18 protein-coding genes are annotated in these 19,601 nt (G+C 63.8%); 11 read left to right on the plus strand and 7 right to left on the minus strand.

The window, feature by feature from the left end:
* Positions 1–9: 9 nt before the first annotated feature.
* Positions 10–1,593, plus strand: a complete 1,584-nt coding sequence (locus tag IQ25_RS09675) for an MFS transporter (protein ID WP_144905224.1) — start codon at positions 10–12, stop codon at positions 1,591–1,593.
* 4 nt (positions 1,594–1,597) lie between these two features.
* Here IQ25_RS09675 and IQ25_RS09680 read toward each other — a convergent pair whose 3' ends face one another.
* The 3 genes from IQ25_RS09680 to IQ25_RS09690 form a co-directional block, all read right to left on the minus strand.
* Complete coding sequence (locus IQ25_RS09680; RefSeq protein ID WP_144905226.1) at positions 1,598–2,077, minus strand: DUF3237 domain-containing protein; 480 nt, start codon at positions 2,075–2,077, stop codon at positions 1,598–1,600.
* Between the two features lie 4 nt (positions 2,078–2,081).
* Complete coding sequence (locus IQ25_RS09685) at positions 2,082–2,735, minus strand: hypothetical protein (RefSeq protein WP_144905228.1); 654 nt, start codon at positions 2,733–2,735, stop codon at positions 2,082–2,084.
* A gap of 93 nt (positions 2,736–2,828) precedes the next feature.
* A complete protein-coding gene (locus IQ25_RS09690) occupies positions 2,829–4,298 on the minus strand; it encodes a carotenoid oxygenase family protein (RefSeq protein WP_144905229.1) in 1,470 nt (489 codons plus the stop codon).
* A 68-nt stretch (positions 4,299–4,366) separates the two neighbouring features.
* Here IQ25_RS09690 and IQ25_RS09695 point away from each other — a divergent pair, with 68 nt between their 5' ends.
* From IQ25_RS09695 to IQ25_RS09705, 3 genes are read left to right on the plus strand one after another with little or no spacing between them, the layout of a single operon-like run.
* Positions 4,367–4,840: a MarR family winged helix-turn-helix transcriptional regulator gene (locus IQ25_RS09695; protein WP_144905231.1), complete on the plus strand. Its 474-nt coding sequence runs from the start codon at positions 4,367–4,369 to the stop codon at positions 4,838–4,840.
* A gap of 46 nt (positions 4,841–4,886) precedes the next feature.
* Complete coding sequence (locus IQ25_RS09700; protein WP_181447222.1) at positions 4,887–6,224, plus strand: MFS transporter; 1,338 nt, start codon at positions 4,887–4,889, stop codon at positions 6,222–6,224.
* A gap of 39 nt (positions 6,225–6,263) precedes the next feature.
* Positions 6,264–7,514, plus strand: a complete 1,251-nt coding sequence (locus IQ25_RS09705; protein WP_181447223.1) for a dipeptidase — start codon at positions 6,264–6,266, stop codon at positions 7,512–7,514.
* On the opposite strand, the gene IQ25_RS09710 is transcribed toward IQ25_RS09705, so the two are convergent.
* The 3 genes from IQ25_RS09710 to IQ25_RS21025 are packed head-to-tail and all read right to left on the minus strand — an operon-like array spanning position 7,511 to position 9,497.
* Positions 7,511–8,134 carry a LuxR C-terminal-related transcriptional regulator gene (locus tag IQ25_RS09710; RefSeq protein ID WP_144905233.1) on the minus strand — a complete coding sequence of 208 codons (624 nt, stop codon included), beginning with the start codon at positions 8,132–8,134 and terminating at the stop codon, positions 7,511–7,513. The two genes, IQ25_RS09705 and IQ25_RS09710, sit on opposite strands and share 4 nt — an antisense overlap.
* The gene (locus tag IQ25_RS21020) at positions 8,119–8,661 is read right to left on the minus strand and encodes a sensor histidine kinase (protein ID WP_158637722.1); all 543 of its coding nucleotides are present in this window, start codon (positions 8,659–8,661) and stop codon (positions 8,119–8,121) included. The genes IQ25_RS09710 and IQ25_RS21020 overlap by 16 nt, the downstream gene beginning before the upstream one ends.
* A complete protein-coding gene (locus IQ25_RS21025) occupies positions 8,652–9,497 on the minus strand; it encodes a hypothetical protein (RefSeq protein WP_158637723.1) in 846 nt (281 codons plus the stop codon). The genes IQ25_RS21020 and IQ25_RS21025 overlap by 10 nt, the downstream gene beginning before the upstream one ends.
* A gap of 106 nt (positions 9,498–9,603) precedes the next feature.
* On the opposite strand from IQ25_RS21025, the gene IQ25_RS09725 reads away from it, so the two are divergent.
* From IQ25_RS09725 to IQ25_RS09735, 3 genes are all read left to right on the plus strand, one after another.
* Positions 9,604–10,356, plus strand: a complete 753-nt coding sequence (locus IQ25_RS09725; protein ID WP_158637724.1) for an outer membrane protein — start codon at positions 9,604–9,606, stop codon at positions 10,354–10,356.
* A 178-nt stretch (positions 10,357–10,534) separates the two neighbouring features.
* A complete protein-coding gene (locus IQ25_RS09730; protein WP_144905240.1) occupies positions 10,535–10,915 on the plus strand; it encodes a VOC family protein in 381 nt (126 codons plus the stop codon).
* Positions 10,916–11,039: 124 nt separating this feature from the next.
* Entirely contained in the window at positions 11,040–12,497 is a 1,458-nt protein-coding gene (locus tag IQ25_RS09735) for a DUF4403 family protein (protein ID WP_144905242.1), read from the plus strand.
* A gap of 3 nt (positions 12,498–12,500) precedes the next feature.
* Here IQ25_RS09735 and IQ25_RS09740 read toward each other — a convergent pair whose 3' ends face one another.
* Positions 12,501–13,916, minus strand: coding sequence for a helix-turn-helix domain-containing protein (locus IQ25_RS09740; protein ID WP_144905244.1), 1,416 nt, complete (start codon positions 13,914–13,916; stop codon positions 12,501–12,503).
* A gap of 213 nt (positions 13,917–14,129) precedes the next feature.
* Between IQ25_RS09740 and IQ25_RS09745 the strand changes: the two genes are divergently transcribed.
* The 4 genes from IQ25_RS09745 to scpA all read left to right on the plus strand — a co-directional run bounded on the left by IQ25_RS09745 (position 14,130) and on the right by scpA (position 19,566).
* The gene (locus IQ25_RS09745; RefSeq protein WP_144905246.1) at positions 14,130–15,656 is read left to right on the plus strand and encodes an acyl-CoA carboxylase subunit beta; all 1,527 of its coding nucleotides are present in this window, start codon (positions 14,130–14,132) and stop codon (positions 15,654–15,656) included.
* 27 nt (positions 15,657–15,683) lie between these two features.
* On the plus strand, positions 15,684–16,862 hold the full coding sequence (locus IQ25_RS09750) for an acetyl-CoA C-acyltransferase family protein (protein ID WP_144905248.1): 1,179 nt from the start codon (positions 15,684–15,686) through the stop codon (positions 16,860–16,862).
* Position 16,863: 1 nt separating this feature from the next.
* Positions 16,864–17,304, plus strand: coding sequence for a methylmalonyl-CoA epimerase (gene mce / locus IQ25_RS09755; protein WP_144905250.1), 441 nt, complete (start codon positions 16,864–16,866; stop codon positions 17,302–17,304).
* Positions 17,305–17,424: 120 nt separating this feature from the next.
* Positions 17,425–19,566: a methylmalonyl-CoA mutase gene (gene scpA, locus IQ25_RS09760; protein WP_144905252.1), complete on the plus strand. Its 2,142-nt coding sequence runs from the start codon at positions 17,425–17,427 to the stop codon at positions 19,564–19,566.
* The last annotated feature ends 35 nt before the right edge of the window (positions 19,567–19,601 follow it).

The raw sequence follows: 19,601 nt of genomic DNA on the forward strand, positions 1-19,601 counted from the left end.
GGAGAGCCGATGACCACCGAACCGCGCCGCACCTTGGCCCCCGGCGCCTGGTACGCGCTCGTGCTCGTCGCGCTGACCAACGCGATGAGCCTGCTTGACCGGCAGATCCTCGCGATCCTCGCGCCTGCGATCAAGAAGGACCTCGCCATCGGCGATGCCGAGATGGGCCTGCTTTACGGTACCGTCTTCGCGCTGTTCTATGCGCTGTTCTCGCTGCCTGTCGGGCGTCTGGCCGATGGCTGGATCCGCACTCGCCTGCTGGCGATCAGCCTGCTGTTCTGGTCTGCCGCCACCGGGCTTGCCGGATTCGCTTCGAGCTTCGCAATGCTCGCCCTCTCGCGCCTCGGCGTCGGCATTGGCGAGGCGGCGACGCAGCCTGCCGGGACCTCGCTGGTCTATGACTTCTGGCCCAAGCACCGCCGCGGTTTCGTCATGTCGGTCATGGCCTCGGCCATTGCCCTCGGCCTTGGCGGGTCATTGATCCTCGGTGGCGTCGCCGCGCACTGGTGGGATGCCAACCACGCCGCCGGTGGTCTGAAGGGCTGGCAATTCGCCTTCCTCGTCGCCGCCGCGCCCGGCTTCGTGCTCGCCGCCTTCCTGTGGACGCTGAAGGAGCCCACGCGCGGCCAGATGGACGGCATCGAGACCGCGCCCGAAGCCCACCCCTTCGCGCGAAGCATTGCATTGCTCGGCTCGGTCACGCCCGGCTTCCACTGGATCGGCATGAAGGGCAGGGGCGCCAGCCCGGCGATGATACGCGGCAACCTGCTGGCGCTCGCGCTGATTGCGGTGGCCGCCTTTGCGCTAACCCTGCTTAGCAACGCGATCAGTCCCAAGCCGCCAATGCTGCTGGGCAGCATCGCCATCAACCCGCACGCCCTGCAGTGGAGCGTGATCGGCCTCGGCGTCTTCGTCATCGTCAACCTGATGCAGGGCATGAAGCTGGGTGATGCACAGGCCTTCCGCGTCATCTCGCGCTCGCCCACCGTAATGATGTGCATCGCGGTCGGCACGCTGCAGTCGGTGATCAACTACGGAATGATGGCGTTCAACCCCAGCTTCCTGATCCGCACTTATGGCCTCACCATGCAGGAAACCGCGCTGCAGTTCGGCCTGCTCTCTGCTGCGGTCGGCATTGTCGGGCCGCTGGCATGGGGCCCGCTGTCGGACTGGCTGAACCAGCGCATTCCCGGCGCAGGCCGCGCCTGGGTTTCGCTGTTCACGATGGCGGTTTCGCCGGTAATGTCGTTCTGGGTTTATCATGCCGCCGATCCCGGCAGCTTCTATGCCCGCTTCGTGGTCTACAGCTTCATCCTCACCGGCTGGATGCCGCCGCTCTATGCGATCATGTACGATCAGGTCCTGCCGCGCATGAGGGGCCTTACCGCCAGTCTCTACCTGCTGGTGATGACGATCCTCGGCATGGGCATCGGCCCCTACTTTGTGGGGTTGGTGTCCGACGCCACCGGCGACTTGCGCACCGCCATGCTCTCGATCAACGCCGTGGCGATCCCGATTGCGGTGCTTATGCTCCTGATTGCTCGCCGTGCGCAGAAGGACGAGGCGGGGCTTTTGGAGCGTGCGGAAGGGTGACCGCTCAGGTCACCCGCCACACCCACAGCTTGATCCCCAGCGGATAGCGCGCGCCAGAGCAGACAAAGATCGACCGGTTCATCCAGTCATACTTGCCCTTGGGCGCAATGAACTCCGGCACGGTGCGGAAGTAGTACTCAGCCGGATCAACCTCCTGCCCAGAAGCCAGTCGCTGCATCACTTCAGGAGGCCCGTGCCGCAGCCCGCGATTGCGGATCTGGATCACCACCCCGTCATCGGTTTCCAGTGCATAGAGGGCATCGGCCACAGTCACCCCGTCAGGCCGCGTAACCTGCCAGTCCGCCGCGTTGCCGATCAACTTGCCCTTGATCAACGGCCCTTCCACACGCCCGCCGCCCACAATCGGAATGATCCGCCGCGTCCCGTCATAGGTCTCGCCAATCGGCATGGGCGGCTCCAACTCGCCCGTTGCCTCATAGACGAACTCAAGGCCGGGCTGAATTCTTCCCTGAATATCAATCATTCGGTCATCCTATGTCGATTGGATGATCTTCCGTCACCCTGTGTGCCGGAAGGTCCAGCACCTTGAAGCGCAATTGACCTTTCTGCCGAACAATCACCGTTGCGTGTTCGTCGTCGAGCATCTCCAGGTGATCCACGCCATCGATGCCTTGCAGCACGGCCGCAGGTTCTCCGGCCGAAACGGTCAGCACCATCAGATCGAGACCTTTTTCCGAGTGCGCCGGATCGGACAGCTCGAACATCACGAAGCGCACCGGCTTCCGTGGTGGCTTTGTCGTCCCGGCAATATTGCCAGCGCCATCCATGCCAGCAGCGGCACTGCTGCCGTCCGGGAGGTAGCGCAGGTTCTGGATGCGCCGGGAGTTATCGGGCAGCACCCTGCGTGAACGACCACTGCTACGATCAAGAAGCAACAGGTTGCGCTGGTCCGATCCATAACCTTTGCTGATCGACCCACTCGCGTCGACGGCAGCGATCTCGATGGCGATCAGTGATGTGCCGTTAAGCGGTTCAATCTGCCCAACTGTAAAACGGCGCTCCTCACCGGCATTGGCAATCACCGGGCGCTCACGCCGTCCACCACCCAGGTCGAGCACGATGACCATGAGCCATATCAGGGCAATTGCAGCCAACACTCCCAAAATGGCGAAAGGCCACATCAGCCACCGCCACCAAGGCTTTGCAGGAGTGGCGGGCGAGGGCGGCAGGCCCTTTTGCGGTTCTGTCATGCCCGCAGCCTGCCGCTCCTGAGGTCAGGCAGCAAGCCCGATCTCGTCCGCGTTGGCCCAGTTGCCGTGCAGGCCGAAGCGCAGGCGGATGGGGATGTGCACCGTCGCCACCGGGCCCTTCTCGATCTCCAGGGCGTCGAAGATCAGCAGGTCGCTGCGCTGGTCTTCCAGCCGGTTGCACACCTGCACGATCCAGCCGTCTCCCTCGGGCGCATCCTTCGAACGCGGCACAAAGCATGGCTCCTGCAGGCTGGAGACGGGCCCACACCACCAGTGCTGTTCGCGCCCCGTTTCGAAGTCCTTGTGGAACAGGCAGTTCATCAGCAAGCCACCGGCACTGCCGCCGCGCAGTTCCACCGAGCGCTTCATGTCCATTTCGAGGAACCAGCCATGGCGGGTCTTACGGCCCGCAAAGCGATCATCGATGCGCGGGAATTCCGCCGCCGTATCGGACAGGCGCACCACCTCGGCAAAGTCCTCGCCGTTGCTCGCCATGTCCACCACCCAGTCGGTCGGATAGCTCATCGCTTCCATGCCGTTGAACGGCGCGCCGTGCACATCGGGAAAGAACGGGAACATGTTGTTCTTCGCCTCGCAGGTCACGAAATGGACCTTCGTCCCTTCCTGCCAGGCGTTGAGCACGTGGCTGGCAAAGCAGTTGTCCCGCGTGAACCAGCGGATGTCCTCCTGCCGCACGTCGTCGCGGCGCGGGATGATACCAAGGTGCACCGGCTTGGTCGTGTCGAAGCCGAAGTGCGGCATGCCCTTTTCCAGCCGCTCCCAGCTGCCGATCGAAGGCACGATGTGCAGCACGAGGTAATCCTCGGTGATGCCGAAGTCGTGCATCATGCAGTAGTAGGGCACCTTGAACCAAACCTCGCGGATCAGTTCGCCTTCCGGGCTCACTTCCATGTAGGTCACGTCGTCGGTGCACAGGCCGCTCGCGGCATAGCCGATTGCGACCATGTTGCCGGTTTTCGGATCGACCTTGGGATGCGCGGTGAAGGTCTGCCCGGTCATCCTGCCGCCGAACTTCTCGAATCCGAAGGTCTCCATCGTCGCCGGGTCCATGACGAGGGCAGGGGAGTCCTCCTTCATCGCCCACAGCTTGCCGCCGAAGATGAAGGCGTTGGTGTTGGCGGTCGAACGGATTTCGCCCTTTACCGCCTCGTCGTCGGTCAGCGGGTTGCGATAGGCGCCGAACAGGGCCTTTCCGGCTGCGTTCTCCAGCTTCCACTTGTCCGTCTTGGCCCAGCGCTGGCGGAAGTCCACCTGGCCATCATGGATGTGGAACCGGGTGATCATGCCATCGCCGTTGAACGCGATGTCATCGGCAAGGCGCGGAGGAAACTGCGGGTCGGGCTGGACGCGGTAGAATGCGCCGTTTAATCCTTCAGGAATCGTGCCCTCGTGCGCGAGGTCGGCAATGTCTGCCTCGATCCGCGATGGCGTGTTGAATCCCGTGAAGCTGGGAGTGTTCGGAAATTGAGCCATGGCATCCTCCTAGCGATATTGTATGTAATGCTAACAATTAGACAAGCGCATTCGTTGGGGGCAGGGCATTGATCAAGGACAAATTCGCCGACGCCATCGCGCCCGTCGGCCATACCGACGAGGATGACGTCGGCGCGATCAACGACATTCTCGGCTTTCACATCCGTCTGGCCCACGGCGCGTGCCTCAGGCATTTCACCGAAACCTTCACTGATCTCGATCTCACGCAGAAGCAGGTCTCGGTGCTCTGGCTGGTCGATGACCACCCCGGCATCGCACAGACCGATCTGGCGCAGCGCCTGCGCATGGACCGCGCCACGACGATGGCGATCATCAACCGCCTGCAGGCCAAGCACTTCCTGCGCCGTGACCGGTCGCCGAAGGACGGGCGCAAGCAGGCGCTGTTTCTCGAACCCGGCGGTATCGAGATGCTCGCCCGCGCCAAGACCGCCATCGGCGAGCATGAGGCATGGGTGAAGAGTCGCTTTACCGACAAGGAAGTGCGACAGCTCATCGAACTGCTTTCCAGAATCCACGAATAAGTTATAGCAGATAGCAATAAGTGCGTTTGGAGAGGAATCGGGCCGCATGTCACAAACCCCGCGCGAGGTGATCGAGCAGACGCCGATGGGCGTCCGCCAATGGATCGTGGTGGTCCTGATGGTGCTGTTGAACGCGCTTGATGGGTTTGACGTGCTGTCGAGCGCCTTTGCAGCGCCGGGGATCACCGCCGATTGGGGCATCGCCCGCCCGGCGCTGGGCGTGGTGCTTTCGGCCGAACTGCTCGGCATGGGCTTCGGTTCCGTGCTGCTGGGCGGGGCGGCAGACCGGTATGGCCGCAAATCCACCATGCTTGTCTGCCTCGTGCTGATGGCGATTGGCATGTATCTGGCGAGCATCGCGACGGCGGTTCAGCCGATGGTTGCCTACCGGTTCCTCACCGGCATCGGCATCGGCGGGATGCTCACCACTACCAACGCGGTGGTTGCCGAAAGCACCAACAGCCGTTGGCGCTCTGTCGCCATCGCGGTCTATGTGGCGGGTTATCCGCTGGGCGCGATCGTCGGCGGAATTGCGGCATCGGAATGGCTGCTGCCCACCTACAGCTGGCATGCGGTGTTTCTGTTCGGCGCGGTGGTGACCGCAGTCCTGATCCCCGTCATTCTGGTGCTGGTGCCCGAAACAGCGGCCTATCTGGTGACGAAGCGCAATCTGGCGGGCGTGAACCGCACGCTCGCCGCTTTCGGCAAGCCTGCCATCAGCGATCTGCCGGTGATCGTGGCGGGCGCCGCCAAGCCGCGTGTAACCGATATCCTGTCCAACCCCAGACTGCGCCCGGTCACCCTGCTCACGGCGTTCGGCTACACATTCCACTGCATCACTTTCTATTACATCCTGAAGTTCGGTGTGCAGATCGTGTCCGATTATCCGCCGGGCTATCCTCCGGCGCAGGCGGCCACGGTGCTGACATATGCCAACGTCGGCGGGTTTCTGGGCAGCGCGCTTTTCGGCTTCGTGATGGCGCGGCTGGGAGTCAGGTGGCCGACCGCGCTGATGCTTCTGATCGGCGCGATGATGGTGGCCTGGTTTGGCACCGGGCGTGATACGCTGAATGCGTGGCAATGGGCGACGATGATCGCCGGTTTCTTCACCAATGCGGCGATCAGCGGCTACTATGCCGCCTTTGCCCGAGGCTTCCCGGCTTATGCGCGGGCCACCGGTACAGGTTTCGCATTGGGCGTGGGTCGGTTGGGCGCTGCGGGAAGTCCGTTGCTGGCGGGCACCCTGTTCGGCTGGTTGGGAGACGACCAACTGTTGACGGTGTCGATCATCATGGCGATGGGCTCGATTGTCAGCCTGGTGCTGTTCCTGATGCTGCCCGAGCGCGATGGCGACGACGTGATGTCGGAACAGCCTGCCGCATAGGATCACTTCAGGGTCTTTGACCGGATCGGAGCGGACGGAATGCGCGTGACCAGAAGCCTCGTTTCGCCCCTCGTCTGCATGGCCTTGTGGTGGGGGAGTTGCGGGGGAGTTGCCGCAGAGTCCCCCCAGAGTTCGCGAGAGTTGGACATTTCCAACCTGACCGTCTGGGACGGCCATAACGACGTCCCTGAACAGCTCCGCGAACGCCGCAAGGACGTGCTGGAAGGGTTTGATTTCAAAGACACGCGCGCGGTCGGCATGATGACCGACCTGCCGCGACTGAAGGCCGGAGGCGTCGGCGCGCAGTTCTGGTCGGTCTATGTCTCGGCTGATCTGCCCGAGCCGATCGCGGTCCAGGCAACGCTCGAGCAGATCGACGTGATGAAGCGCCTGATCGCGCGGCACCCGGCGGAAATGCAGTTCTGCACCGATACCGCCTGCGTTGAGAAATCGTGGAAAGCGAAGAAGATAGCCTCACTCATCGGCATGGAAGGCGGGCACTCCATCGGCGGCTCGCTCGGCGTCCTGCGCCAGATGCATGCTCTCGGCGCGCGCTACATGACGCTGACGCACTTCAAGAACAACGCCTGGGCCGACAGCGCCACCGACGCCCCGGCGCACGACGGCCTGACGCCGTTCGGAGTGCAAGTTGTCAAGGAAATGCAAAGGCTTGGCATGTTGGTTGACCTAGCCCATGTGAGCGAGGCGACGATGCGCGACGTGCTTGCACTGGGTGGTCCGCCGCCGATAGTAAGCCATTCAAACGCAAGGGGTATCAATCACCACGCCCGCAACGTTTCGGACGAGACGCTGCGCAAGATCGGCGCAGCGGGCGGGATCATCATGGTCAACTTCTACCCGCCATATGTCGTTGAAGCGGCACGACAATGGAGCGCCGCGCGCGATGCCGAAGCCGCGCGCGCAAAGGGTCTGAACCGAGGCGATCCCGAGGCCGAGAAGGCCGCTCTGGCGGCGTGGGACAAGGCCAACCCGATGCCGCGTGGCAGCATTGGCGATGTCGCCGATCATATTGATCACATTGCAGAATTGATCGGTGCGGACCACGTCGGCCTCGGCGGAGACCTCGACGGCGTGGAAGCGACGGTGGCAGGCTTGGACGACGTCTCGACCTACCCCGCGCTCTTCGCCGAACTCGCCCGGCGGGGGTGGTCGAAGGGTGATGTCGCCAAGCTCGCCAGCGGCAACATGCTGCGGGTGATGAAGGCGGCAGAGGCCTATGCGGCGGCGCATCGCGCTGATTTGCCGCAGGAAAGCCCTACGACCTTCTAGGCGAGGCCCAGCGCCGTCGCGCGTGCCGCAGCCTCTGCCCGCGTGCTGGCCGAGAGGGTTGCCATGGCCTGCGCCACATGCGTCTTCACCGTGGCGGGAGACAGGCGCAAGGCCTGCGCTATCTCCTTGTTCGAACGGCCTTTTGCCAGAAGCTGGACGATCTCCTTCTGGCGTGGACTGAGACGTGGGGCGAGCCCTTGCGACGGATCGGCATCGCGCCGGACAGCAAGTTCTGCGATGCGCTGGGGCAGGTATCGCCCACCGGCAAGTACCAGTTCGATCGCCGGGATCATCAAGGCCGGTGCCTCGGACTTGGCCAGGATTCCATCGACTTGCAGCGACAGGAGCTCGACCAGTATGCGGTCATCGAGCTGTCCGGAAAAGACGATGAGGCGCGCCGTCGCAAAGGCCGTGCGCACCGCGCGCATGCCAGACATGGGTTCGCGGCCCGGCATGGAAAGATCCGCCACGACAAGGTCCGGCGAACATTCTGCCATGCCTATCGCCGAGGGATAATCTGTCGCAACGAGGAATTCGCATTCAGGCCAGCGGCTTTGCAGCATCAGGCGCAAGGCATCGACCATCAGTGGATGATCGTCGCAGATCAGGCAGCGACGCATGGTGGTTCCTCCACGTCGGTAGGTGCCTGGCCTGTCCGCAAGGCAGGCGAAGGTGGCAACGCCGGCAATTCCAGCATGAAGCTGCAGCCCTTGCGCACGCGCCGGTCCAGCACGAGATCCCCGCCCAGTTCCCGCGCAATCAGCCGTGCGGAAGGCAGGCCGAGGCCGAAGCCGGTCACTTCGCCTGCCTGCCCGGCATTGGCAAAAGGTTCGAACGCAAGCGCGGCTCTGGCCTCGTCCATGCCGCGTCCATCGTCGACGACCCAGATGCGGATGCGGCCTTCGCCAAGCCGCGCGATGAGCATCAATCGGCGCGCGGAAGAATGGCGCAGCGCGTTCTCGAGCAGGTTGGTTATCGCGCGTTCGAGCAGTTCGGGGTCGGAATTGATGATCTGCGGCCGTGCGTGGACCGACAGCCGCATTCGCGTGCCGCAGCGATAGCGGTAGGGCGCAGCGATCTTTTCGAGCAGATCTGCGAGGTCGAACTCGCGCGGACGCATGCGCAGGCCGCTCGAGCTTAGCCGCATGAAGTGCAGCATTTCCTGCAGCAGGGACTGCACCGAGGTGAAGGCAGCGCGCCCGTTACCGCAATATCTGTCGAGACCTTGCCCGGACTGTCGCAGGCAAGATCGAACAGCATGCTGGCCGCCTGGACCGGCTGCTGCAGATCGTGCGACACCGCAGCGAGGAGCTGCGAGCGGGCATCGCGCTGGGCAATGACTTCGCTCATCGCGCGTTGCATGGCCAGATTGGTTTCCTCGGCACGAACCTGCGCTTCCTCTGCGGCAATCGTTGCCCGGCGGACAAGGGTCTGCAGCAGCGCAGCCGATCCGCTCATCATCAACACCACGATAGCGGCGGGGATGCTGCCTGCGGTTCTGCTCGTCAGAAGCCACAGCGCCAGTGACAGCGGGACGGCGTGGAGCGTCCACATGGCCGAGCGCACCGAAGCGGTTGCGATCATGCAGAAGGAAAGCACGTACCATGCGTAGAGCATCAACTGGGGTACCAGCAGACCGGCACCGGCATAGGGCATGAAGACCCAGACGCTCAACGCGATCGACGCGTTCAGGCAGACCGATCCGGCCAGGTGCCAGTGGAGCCAGAACCCGATCACATCCTCGTCCGAAGGTGGCTTGCGCCATTGCAGCACGAGCATTCCGGCCCATACCGCAAGCAGGCCAAACATGATGCCCGCCCACGGATGCAGCAGGGCATCGGGCGCAACGCCCCGGAACGAAAACCAGCAATAGCCGGTCACCCCGGAAAGTCCGGCCAGACCCGCGATGTCCGTGTGCAGTTGGCTCCTGAGTTCGCGCGCTATCACTTTGGCACGGCTGTCCAATTCGGGACTTTGCGTCAATCTCGCCCCATCAGCCGAGCCATGCGGTTGAGCCATTCGGTTGATACCCCGTTCGAGCGGCAGACCGTAACCAAAACGGTGCCAAAGGCAATCAGTGAGGATTATGATGAGGAATGAAATCAAGGGCATGTTGTGCAGCATGCTGGCCGGCACCGCGCTTCTCACCTCGACTTCGGCATGGGCTGCCGACGAGGACGGGCGGGGCTTCTATATCGCAGCAGAAGCAGGCGTGGCGACGCTCAACGATCCGGTGATCACTTATTACGATGCAGGCGGGACTTTCGGCGGTACGGGTGCCGAAGACACCGCGACCGCTCGCCTGACGACCAAGAGTGCGGTCACGTTCGGCGGCACGATCGGTTACGATTTCGGTCCGGTCCGCGCGGATGTGCAGATCCAGTATTCGCGCCACAAGATTCCGGCGCTGACCATCCAGTCGGTCAACGGCTCGACGGTGACGCTGGACCAGGAGGCACGCGACGAGGTGTGCGACTATCTGGAAGCCGACACCTGCGGCGGAACCGGCAACACCTTCAACATCCCTGGTTCGCGCGTGCGCCAGCTTTCCGCCATGGCAAATCTGTGGCTCGACCTGCCGGTGGGCGACAAGATCGTGCCTTACGTTGGCGGTGGCGCCGGGATTGCCGGGTTCGAGATCGACGGCGAGGGCAAGGGCAAGTTTGCCTGGCAGCTAGGCGCGGGCGTGGCGTTCAAGCTCTCCGACAAGATGGCGCTGACGGCCGACTATCGGCACCGCGAAGTCGGCCGGACCAACGAGGCCTATGATGCGTCGAGCGGTTTCCGGCTTAGCAAGCTCAAGACCGACGCATTGACCGCAGGCGTACGTTTCACGTTCTGAGCTAGTGCTTGCCGTGGCGGTTCTCCCTCTCCCGCCACGGCAATGCGCCCTGTTTCGCTGTGCGGCACGCTCATGTGCTGGGCTGGAGCTTACAGGGCTGGACGTCTGAGCAGCGTCGCGGCATCAACGCGGCTCCCGGCACCATACCCCGGCCTTAAAGGCCATGGAGAGAGACCTGATGTTTAACCATACCTTCCTCGGCACCAATGACATCGAAAAGTCGCGCAAGTTCTACAGCGCGGTTATGGAAACGCTCGGCCATGCCACTGCCGTGCCGCTGCCGCACGGCACGGCGTTCCCTTCGGCCGCCGGCTCGCTGATTGTCGCCAAGCCCGCAAATGGCGAAGCGCACACCGTATCGAACGGACATACTCTCGGCTTCAAGGCTGCGGATTCCTCGGTCGTCGATGCCTGGCACGCGGCAGGCCTTGCAAATGGTGGCACGTGCGAGGGCGAACCCGGCGTGCGCGAGAATTCGCCGGGCAAGCAGTACGGCGCCTATCTGCGCGATCCCGATGGCAACAAGATCTGCGCCTTTGCGCCGAATCCTAACGCCTGAGCGTTCGATTCTTGATCGAATAAAAGGGTTTGGGGGCAGAAGGTTATAGACTCCTGTCCCTTTTCCTTGGCGTCAGCCCGACGCGATTGGGCACCATTTGGCCGCAAGCCGCGTTGTGCCCGGCATGAACCGCCTGCTCGCACCCATCGCCGCCATCGTCCTACTGTCCGGCTGCAGCGGTGGCGGTAATGGTGGCAAGCCGGTACGCACATCCGATGCGATAGAGGTGGAGCCAGCGCCTTCCCTGATCACGGTTCCGGTAGAGGCTGACCTCGCTGATCTTTCGCGCATTCTCGAGCGCGAAGTGCCACGGCAATTGTGGACCATCGACAAGCCCGGACAGACCTGCGTCAAGAGCAAGGGGCTGGATATCGGCATTGCCACGATCAAGACGCCCAAGCTGAAATGCCGGATCATCGGCGCGGTGACGCGAGGGCCCCTGCGACTGGAAGGTTCGGGCCGCGACATTCGGATCGCTATGCCACTCCACGCGAAGATCCGGGCCGAGAATGTGGCCGGGCTGATTGACGAATCCGCCACGGCCGATGCCATGGCCCATGCCGTCGTCCGGCTGGATATTGCCGAGGACTGGACCCCGCGCGGCAAGGTCGACATCAGCTACGATTGGACCGACACACCCCATGTCGATTTCATGGGACAGCGCATCGAATTTGCCGACAAGGCCAATAAAAAGCTCGCGCCGGTGATCGCACGGCTGGAGCGAGAACTGCCCGGTGAACTCGGCAAGTTGCGCCTGCGTGAGGCCGTGGGCAAGGCTTGGGCCGATGCTTTCACCACCGTGTCGCTCAATCGCGAAAATCCGCCGGTGTGGATGCGGATCACGCCGCGGGAATTGCGCTATGGGGGCTATGAAGTGGTGGGCGGCAAGCTGCGCCTGAAGCTGGGCCTGCAGGCCCTGACCGAGACCTTCGTCGGCCAGCGACCGGCCGATCCGAAGCCCGCGCCCTTGCCGAAGATGAAGCGCCTGGAGCAAGGGGTGGGAAAGCTCGAATTCTTCCTGCCGGTCTTCGCCGACTATCGCGAACTGGAGCCGGTGCTGATGAAGGCGCTGACCAAGCGATCGGCGCGGGCCTTCGACGTACCGGGCGTGGGGCCGGTCATGGCGAAGTTCAAGGCAGTCGAGATCTATGGAACCAAGGGCGGCAAGATTGCGGTTGGCATCAACTTTGATGCGCGTCCGCAAGCCGGGGGCGAGACGGCCAGCGGCACCGTCTGGCTGACCGGCAAGCCCGTGAATGCCAAGAACTCCCGCCGCGTCGGCTTCGAGGACCTGAGCGTGAGCGGCACCACCGACATGACCGGCGGTGACCTGATCATCGACCTGATCAATGCGCCGGGCGTCGTGCAATATGTGGCTTCGGCGCTGACGCAGGATTTCGAGCGCGATTACGCCAAGCTGCTCGGCAAGGTGGATCGCGCCATCGAGACCAAGCGCGAGGGCGACTTCATCGTCGAGGCGGATCTGCTGCGCACGCGCTCTGGCCAGCTGCAGGCGGCAGGGCAGGGCTTGTACCTGCCCGTCTGGGCGACGGGAACGGCAAGCGTTCGCGTCGTGAACTGACGGTCAGGCCTGAAAATCGGTGATCCCGTAGGGCACCAGATCGCGCGCGTGAGGATCGACCACGATGGCGCGGTCGCTGGGCGGGAAAGCGCGCTGGTCGCACTTGTCGCGTGGGCAGATGCGGCAGGAGATGCCTATGCGGGTGACCGCTTCGGGCCGCGCCAGATTGATCCCGTCAGCATAGATGAACTCGTCGGCGAGCGCCGCCTCGCAGCCCAGCGCCACGGCATAGCGGCGCGGCGGGCGGTAGTAGCTGCCAGAGGGCTTCACCAGACCCTTGGCGATTGAGACATAGCGCACGCCATCGGGCATTTCGGCGGCCTGCACGTGGATGCGGTCAGGGATCGCAACGGCTTCGTGCACCACCCATAGCGGGCAGGCGCCGCCGAAGCGCGCGAACTGCAGGCGGGTGGCGGAGTGACGCTTGGTGATGTTGCCTGCCATGTCGACGCGGCAGAAGAACATCGGGATGCCGCGTGCCTGCGGGCGTTGCAGGGTCGAGAGGCGGTGGCAGACCTGCTCGAAGCTGGCGCCGAACAGCTGGCGCAACTGGTCGATATCGTGGCGCAGTTCGCGGGCACGGGCGCGGAACCACTCGTAAGGCATGATCAGCGCACCGGCGGCATAGTTGCCAAGGCCGACAGTGAGGAGCTGGCGCGCGGCATCCGATTGTAGTGTCGCTTCGCCGACGATGGCGGCGATCTCCTCGCGCAGGCCCTCGGCGGCGAGCTGGTAAGCCATCTGGAAGCGGCCGGATTCGATCGGCTGGTTGGGATCAAGGGTCAGGCGGCGGGCTTCGGGATCGAACCTGCGCATGGCGCCGCCGCTGACCTGCTCCACGGCAATGCCCCGGCTTTCCAGCCAGACCGCCATCTGGCCCATCGTGGGCGACATGCCGGTGCCCGAGAGGCGCACCGCGAGGCGTTCGGCGGCACGGTCGATGCTGTCGACGTAGTTGTTGGCGTGGTGGAACCAGTCGCGCACTTCCTCCCACGGCAGGCGGCCGCCGGAAATGCTGTCCGATCCCAGCGCCTCGTCGATGGCCTCAAGGCGCTGGACCGAGCGGCGGTGCTGGTCCCACAGTCGGGCGAAGGCCTGCGCGAAAGCGGGGTACTGCTCGGCCACGCGTTCGACCTGATCGCCCGGCAGCATCTGGCCGAGCATCGGATCGGCCGTGGCATCGCGCAGGGCGGCGAGCACGGGTTCCACGCGGTCGGCGGCGAAGTCCTGCCATTCGACCGGAAAGCTCTGTTGCAACCGGTCAGTCAGTGCCGGGGTGAGCGGGCGTTCGTCGTTCTCGATCTGCGAAAGGTACGAGGCGCTGATACCGAGAAGGGCCGCCATCTCGCCCTGGCGCAGCTTGCGCGTGATGCGCAGAGCCTTGAGTTGTTCGCCTGCAAAGAGGCGGCGTCTTGCCATTTCTATCGGCCCTGTTTTGCAAACTGTTCCTTCGCAAGTTTGCAGAATAACATTGGACTTGGCAACCGCCGTGGCGCAGTTGGTGCACCGATCTGCGATCCTTGGCCTTCGGGCGAGATCGCGGGTGCGGCTCCGGTACGCGGCTCGGGGAGGAGAAGCGTGCCGGAGTCTGCAGCAGATTCGGTTTCCAGGTTGCAGAGAGGATTGCCACGCATGTCCGCCAATATTGCCGAGATGGAAAAGCGCCGTCAGGCGGCACGCATGGGTGGCGGGCAGAAGCGCATCGACGCGCAGCACGCCAAGGGCAAGCTGACCGCGCGCGAGCGCCTGAAGGTGTTGCTCGACGAAGGCAGCTTCGAGGAAGTCGACATGTACGTCGAGCACAACTGCGTCGACTTCGACATGCCTGACACGGTCATTCCGGGCGATGGCGTGGTGACAGGTTCGGGCACGATCAACGGCCGTCTGGTCTATGTGTTCAGCCAGGACTTCACCGTGTTCGGCGGTTCGCTTTCGGAGCGCCATGCGCAGAAGATCTGCAAGATCATGGACATGGCGCTGAAGGTTGGCGCGCCGGTGATCGGTCTCAACGATTCGGGCGGTGCGCGCATCCAGGAAGGCGTGGCGTCGCTCGGTGGCTATGCCGAGGTGTTCCAGCGCAACGTGCTGGCCTCGGGCGTGGTGCCGCAGCTTTCGCTGATCATGGGGCCTTGCGCGGGCGGCGCAGTCTATTCGCCGGCGATGACCGACTTCATCTTCATGGTGAAGGACAGCTCCTACATGTTCGTCACCGGCCCGGACGTGGTCAAGACCGTGACCAACGAGGTCGTGACGCAGGAAGAACTGGGCGGCGCGGTGACGCACACGACCAAGACTTCGGTTGCCGATCTCGCGCTGGAGAACGACATCGAGGCGCTGCTGGCGGCGCGTGATTTCTTCGACTACCTGCCGCTGTCCAACCGTCACGACGTGCCCGAGCGGCCGACTTCGGACCCCTATGACCGGCTCGAGCACAGCCTCGACACGATCGTGCCAGCCTCGGCCAACCAGCCCTATGACATGCACGAAGTCATCCGCAAGACGGTGGACGAGGGCGAGTTCTTCGAGGTTCAGCCCAAGCATGCGGGCAACATCATTGTCGGGTTCGGCCGCGTGGAGGGCCGCACCGTGGGCATCGTTGCCAATCAGCCGATGGTGCTGGCGGGCGTGCTCGACATCAACTCTTCAAAGAAGGCGGCGCGGTTCGTGCGCTTCTGCGATGCGTTCAACATTCCGATCGTGACCTTCGTCGACGTTCCGGGCTTCCTCCCCGGCACCGCGCAGGAGCACAACGGCATCATCAAGCACGGCGCGAAGCTGCTCTTCGCCTATGCCGAGGCGACTGTGCCCAAGATCACCGTCATCACCCGCAAGGCCTATGGTGGTGCCTATGACGTGATGGCCTCGAAGCACTTGCGCGGCGACTTGAACTACGCTTGGCCGACCGCTGAAATCGCGGTGATGGGCGCCAAGGGCGCGGTCGAGATCATCTTCCGCGGGCTTTCGGCCGAAGAGCAGGCGGTGAAGACCAAGGAATACGAGGACCGCTTCGCCAACCCGTTCGTGGCGGCGAGCAAGGGCTTCGTCGATGAAGTGATCCACCCGCATTCTACCCGCCGTCGCGTGGCTCTGGGCCTCAGGAAGCTCAAGACCAAGAGCCTCGAAAATCCGTGGAAGAAGCACGACAACATTCCGCTCTGACGAGCGCCTCAGTCTGAAAGAACTGACATGACCGACATCTACATCGTCTCTGGCGCGCGCACCGCCATCGGCTCGTTCGGTGGGGGGCTTGCCTCGCTGCGTCCGGCAGAGACGGGCGCCATCGTGATCAAGGAAGCCATTGCCCGCGCCGGGATCACGCCCGACAAGGTGCAGAACGTGGTGATCGGCACTGTCGTGCCGACGCAGCCCAAGGACGCCTATGTCAGCCGCGTGGCTGCGGTGAGCGCCGGCATCCCGATCGAGGCGCCTGCCATGAACGTGAACCGCCTGTGCGGTTCGGGCCTGCAGGCCATCGTCTCGGCAGCGCAGGGCATTGCACTGGGCGAGCAGGACATCGCCATCGGTGGCGGTGCGGAAAGCATGTCGAACGCGCCGCACATGGTGCTGACCGCGCGCAACGGCCAGAAGATGGGCGATCAGGTGCTGATGGACGCCATGTTGGGCGCGCTGCACGATCCGTTCGAAGGCATCCACATGGGCGTGACGGCAGAGAACGTGGCCGAGCGTCTGGACATCAGCCGCGAAGCGCAGGACGCGCTGGCAGTCGAGAGCCAGAAGCGCGCGGCTGCGGCCATCGCGGCGGGCTATTTCAAGGAACAGATCGTTCCGGTCGAGATCAAGACTCGCAAGGGCGTGACCGTGTTCGACACCGACGAGCATGTGCGCGGCGAAACCACGGTGGAATCGCTTGCTGGCCTCAAGCCGGTGTTCAAGAAGGACGGCACGGTTACCGCGGGTAATGCGAGCGGCATCAATGACGGCGCGGCGGCTGTGGTGCTTGCAAGCGGCAAGGCCGTGGAAGAGCATGGGCTGAAGCCGATGGCCAAGATCCTTGGCTGGGGCCATGCGGGCGTCGAGCCGAACGTGATGGGTCTGGGGCCAGTCAAGGCCGTGCCGGTGGCACTGCAGCGGGCAGGCCTGACGCTTGACCAGATCGACGTGATCGAGAGCAACGAGGCGTTTGCGGCGCAGGCTTGCGGCGTGGCCAAGGAACTGGGCTTCGATCCGGCCAAGACCAACGGCAATGGCTCGGGCATCTCGCTGGGCCATCCGATTGGTGCGACCGGCGCGATCCTGACGATCAAGGCGATGTACGAACTGCACCGCACTGGTGGCAAGTATGGCCTGATCACGATGTGCATCGGCGGCGGTCAAGGCATCGCCATGGTCATCGAGAGGGTCTGATATGAAACTGGGCCGCCTCAACCACGTCGGCGTTGCGACGCCGGACATCGACGCTTCCATCGCGTTTTATCGCGACGTGATGGGGGCGAGCGACATCACCGAGCCGTTCGTGCTGGAAAGCCAGCAGGTGCGGGTGTGCTTCGTCAATACGCCGGGCGAGAACGGAACTGCTGGCACGCAGATCGAGCTGATCCAGCCGACCAGCCCGGACAGCGCGGTGGGCAAATGGCTCGCGGCAAATCCTTTGGGTGGCCAGCATCACCTTTGCTACGAAGTGCCCGACATTCACGAGGCGAAAGCCTGGTTCGAAGCCCGGGGCAAGCGCGTGCTGGGCGAACCCCGCATCGGCGCACACGGGACGCTGATTTTCTTCGTGCACCCGAAGGACATGGGCGGGCAGCTGACCGAGATCATGGAGAGGCCCAAGGACGGGCACCACTGAGGTTTGACGTAACCGTCACCCCGGGTTTGACCTGGGGCCCCGCTGCCTTCGGACGGCGGTGCGGTCAAGGAAAAGCGGGACCCCGGATCAAGTCCGGGGTGACGATCTAAGGATTGCGATATGAGCGAGAAGACACTGGCAGACTGGCAGGCCGCAGCCGCCAAGGAAGTCAAGGGCAAGGACCTGACCTGGGCCACGCCGGAAGGCATCGCCGTCAAGCCGCTCTACACGGCCGAGGACGTGACCGTCGATCCGGGCTTGCCGGGCTTTGCGCCGTTCACGCGCGGGGTTCGTGCTTCGATGTATGCGGGTCGCCCATGGACGATCCGCCAGTATGCGGGCTTCTCGACCGCCGAGGAGTCGAACGCCTTCTATCGCCGCAACCTTGCCGCAGGGCAGAAGGGCCTCTCGGTCGCCTTCGACCTTGCGACGCACCGTGGCTATGACTCGGACCACCCGCGCGTGACCGGCGATGTCGGCAAGGCGGGCGTTGCCATCGACTCTGTCGAGGACATGAAGATCCTGTTCGACGGAATTCCGCTCGATCAGATGTCGGTCTCGATGACGATGAACGGCGCGGTGATCCCCATCCTCGCGTTCTTCATCGTGGCGGGCGAGGAGCAGGGCGTCGATCGCAAGCTGCTCGACGGGACCATCCAGAACGACATCCTCAAGGAGTTCATGGTCCGCAATACCTACATCTACCCGCCCGAACCCAGCATGCGGATCATCTCGGACATCTTCGGCTACACCAGCCGCGAGATGCCGAAGTTCAACTCGATCTCGATTTCCGGCTATCACATGCAGGAAGCGGGCGCGACGCAGGTTCAGGAACTCGCGTTCACCATCGCCGACGGCATGGAATACGTGAAGTACGGCGTGGCCTCGGGCCTCGACATCGACAAGTTTGCCGGGCGTCTGTCGTTCTTCTTCGCCATCGGCATGAACTTCTTCATGGAAGTGGCCAAGCTGCGCGCCGCGCGCGTGCTGTGGCACCGCGTGATGACCAAGCTCGGCGCGCAGGACGAGCGTTCGAAGATGCTGCGCACGCACTGCCAGACTTCGGGCGTGTCGCTGCAGGAGCAGGACCCCTACAACAACGTGATCCGCACCACGATCGAGGCGATGGCCGCGATGCTGGGCGGCACGCAGTCGCTGCACACCAACGCGCTTGACGAAGCCATCGCACTGCCGACCGACTTTTCCGCCCGCATCGCGCGCAACACGCAGATCGTGATCCAGGAAGAGACCGGCATGTGCAACGTGGTCGATCCGCTCGGCGGGTCGTACTACATCGAGAGCCTGACGCAGGAACTGGTCGACAAGGCCTGGGAGATCATCGAGCGCGTCGAGAGTGAAGGCGGCATGGCCAAGGCCGTGGCTGCCGGTTGGCCCAAGGCGATGATCGAGGAGGCTGCTGCTGGCCGTCAGGCCCGCGTCGATCGTGGCGAGGACGTGATCGTCGGCGTCAACAAGTATCGCCTTGCCAACGAAGACCTTCTGGAAACGCTGGAGGTCGACAACGACAAGGTCCGTCAGGGCCAGATCGCCCGCCTAAAGTGGGTGCGCGAGACGCGTGACGAGACCAAGTGCCGCGCGGCGCTCAACGCGCTGACCGAAGGCGCGAAGACCGGAGGCAACCTGCTCGAACTCGCGGTCGAGGCTGCGCGCCATCGCGCGACATTGGGCGAGATTTCGGATGCGATGGAAGTCGTGTTCGGCCGCCACGGCACGTTCCCGACGCCGGTCAAGGGCGTCTATGGCGCGGCCTATGCTGGCGACAATCGCTACCAGCAGGTGGTCGATGGCGTTGGGGCTGTGACGCGGCGCCTTGGTCGCACCCCGCGCATGCTTGTAGCCAAGATGGGGCAGGACGGGCATGATCGCGGGGCGAACGTGATCGCCTCGGCCTTCTCGGACATGGGCTTTGACGTGACCAGCGGCCCGCTGTTCCAGACGCCTGAGGAAGCCGCCGCCCTGGCCATCGAGAAGGACGTCGATGCGGTCGGTGCATCTTCGCTCGCCGCCGGTCACAAGACGCTGATCCCCGAACTGATCGGACACCTGCGTGCGGCTGGCCGCTCTGACATCAAGGTCGTGGCGGGCGGCGTGATCCCACCGCAGGACTACGACTTTCTGCGCGAGGCGGGCGTACAGGGCATCTACGGTCCGGGCTCGAACGTGGTGGAATGTGCAGCCGACATGCTGCGGCTGCTTGGCCACAACATGCCGCCATTGGGTAGCGAGATCGAAGCCGACTGATAGAGTGCACGCCACCTTGGTGGAGGAGAGATGCC

Source organism: Novosphingobium taihuense (genome assembly GCF_007830315.1).
Lineage (GTDB): Bacteria > Pseudomonadota > Alphaproteobacteria > Sphingomonadales > Sphingomonadaceae > Novosphingobium > Novosphingobium taihuense.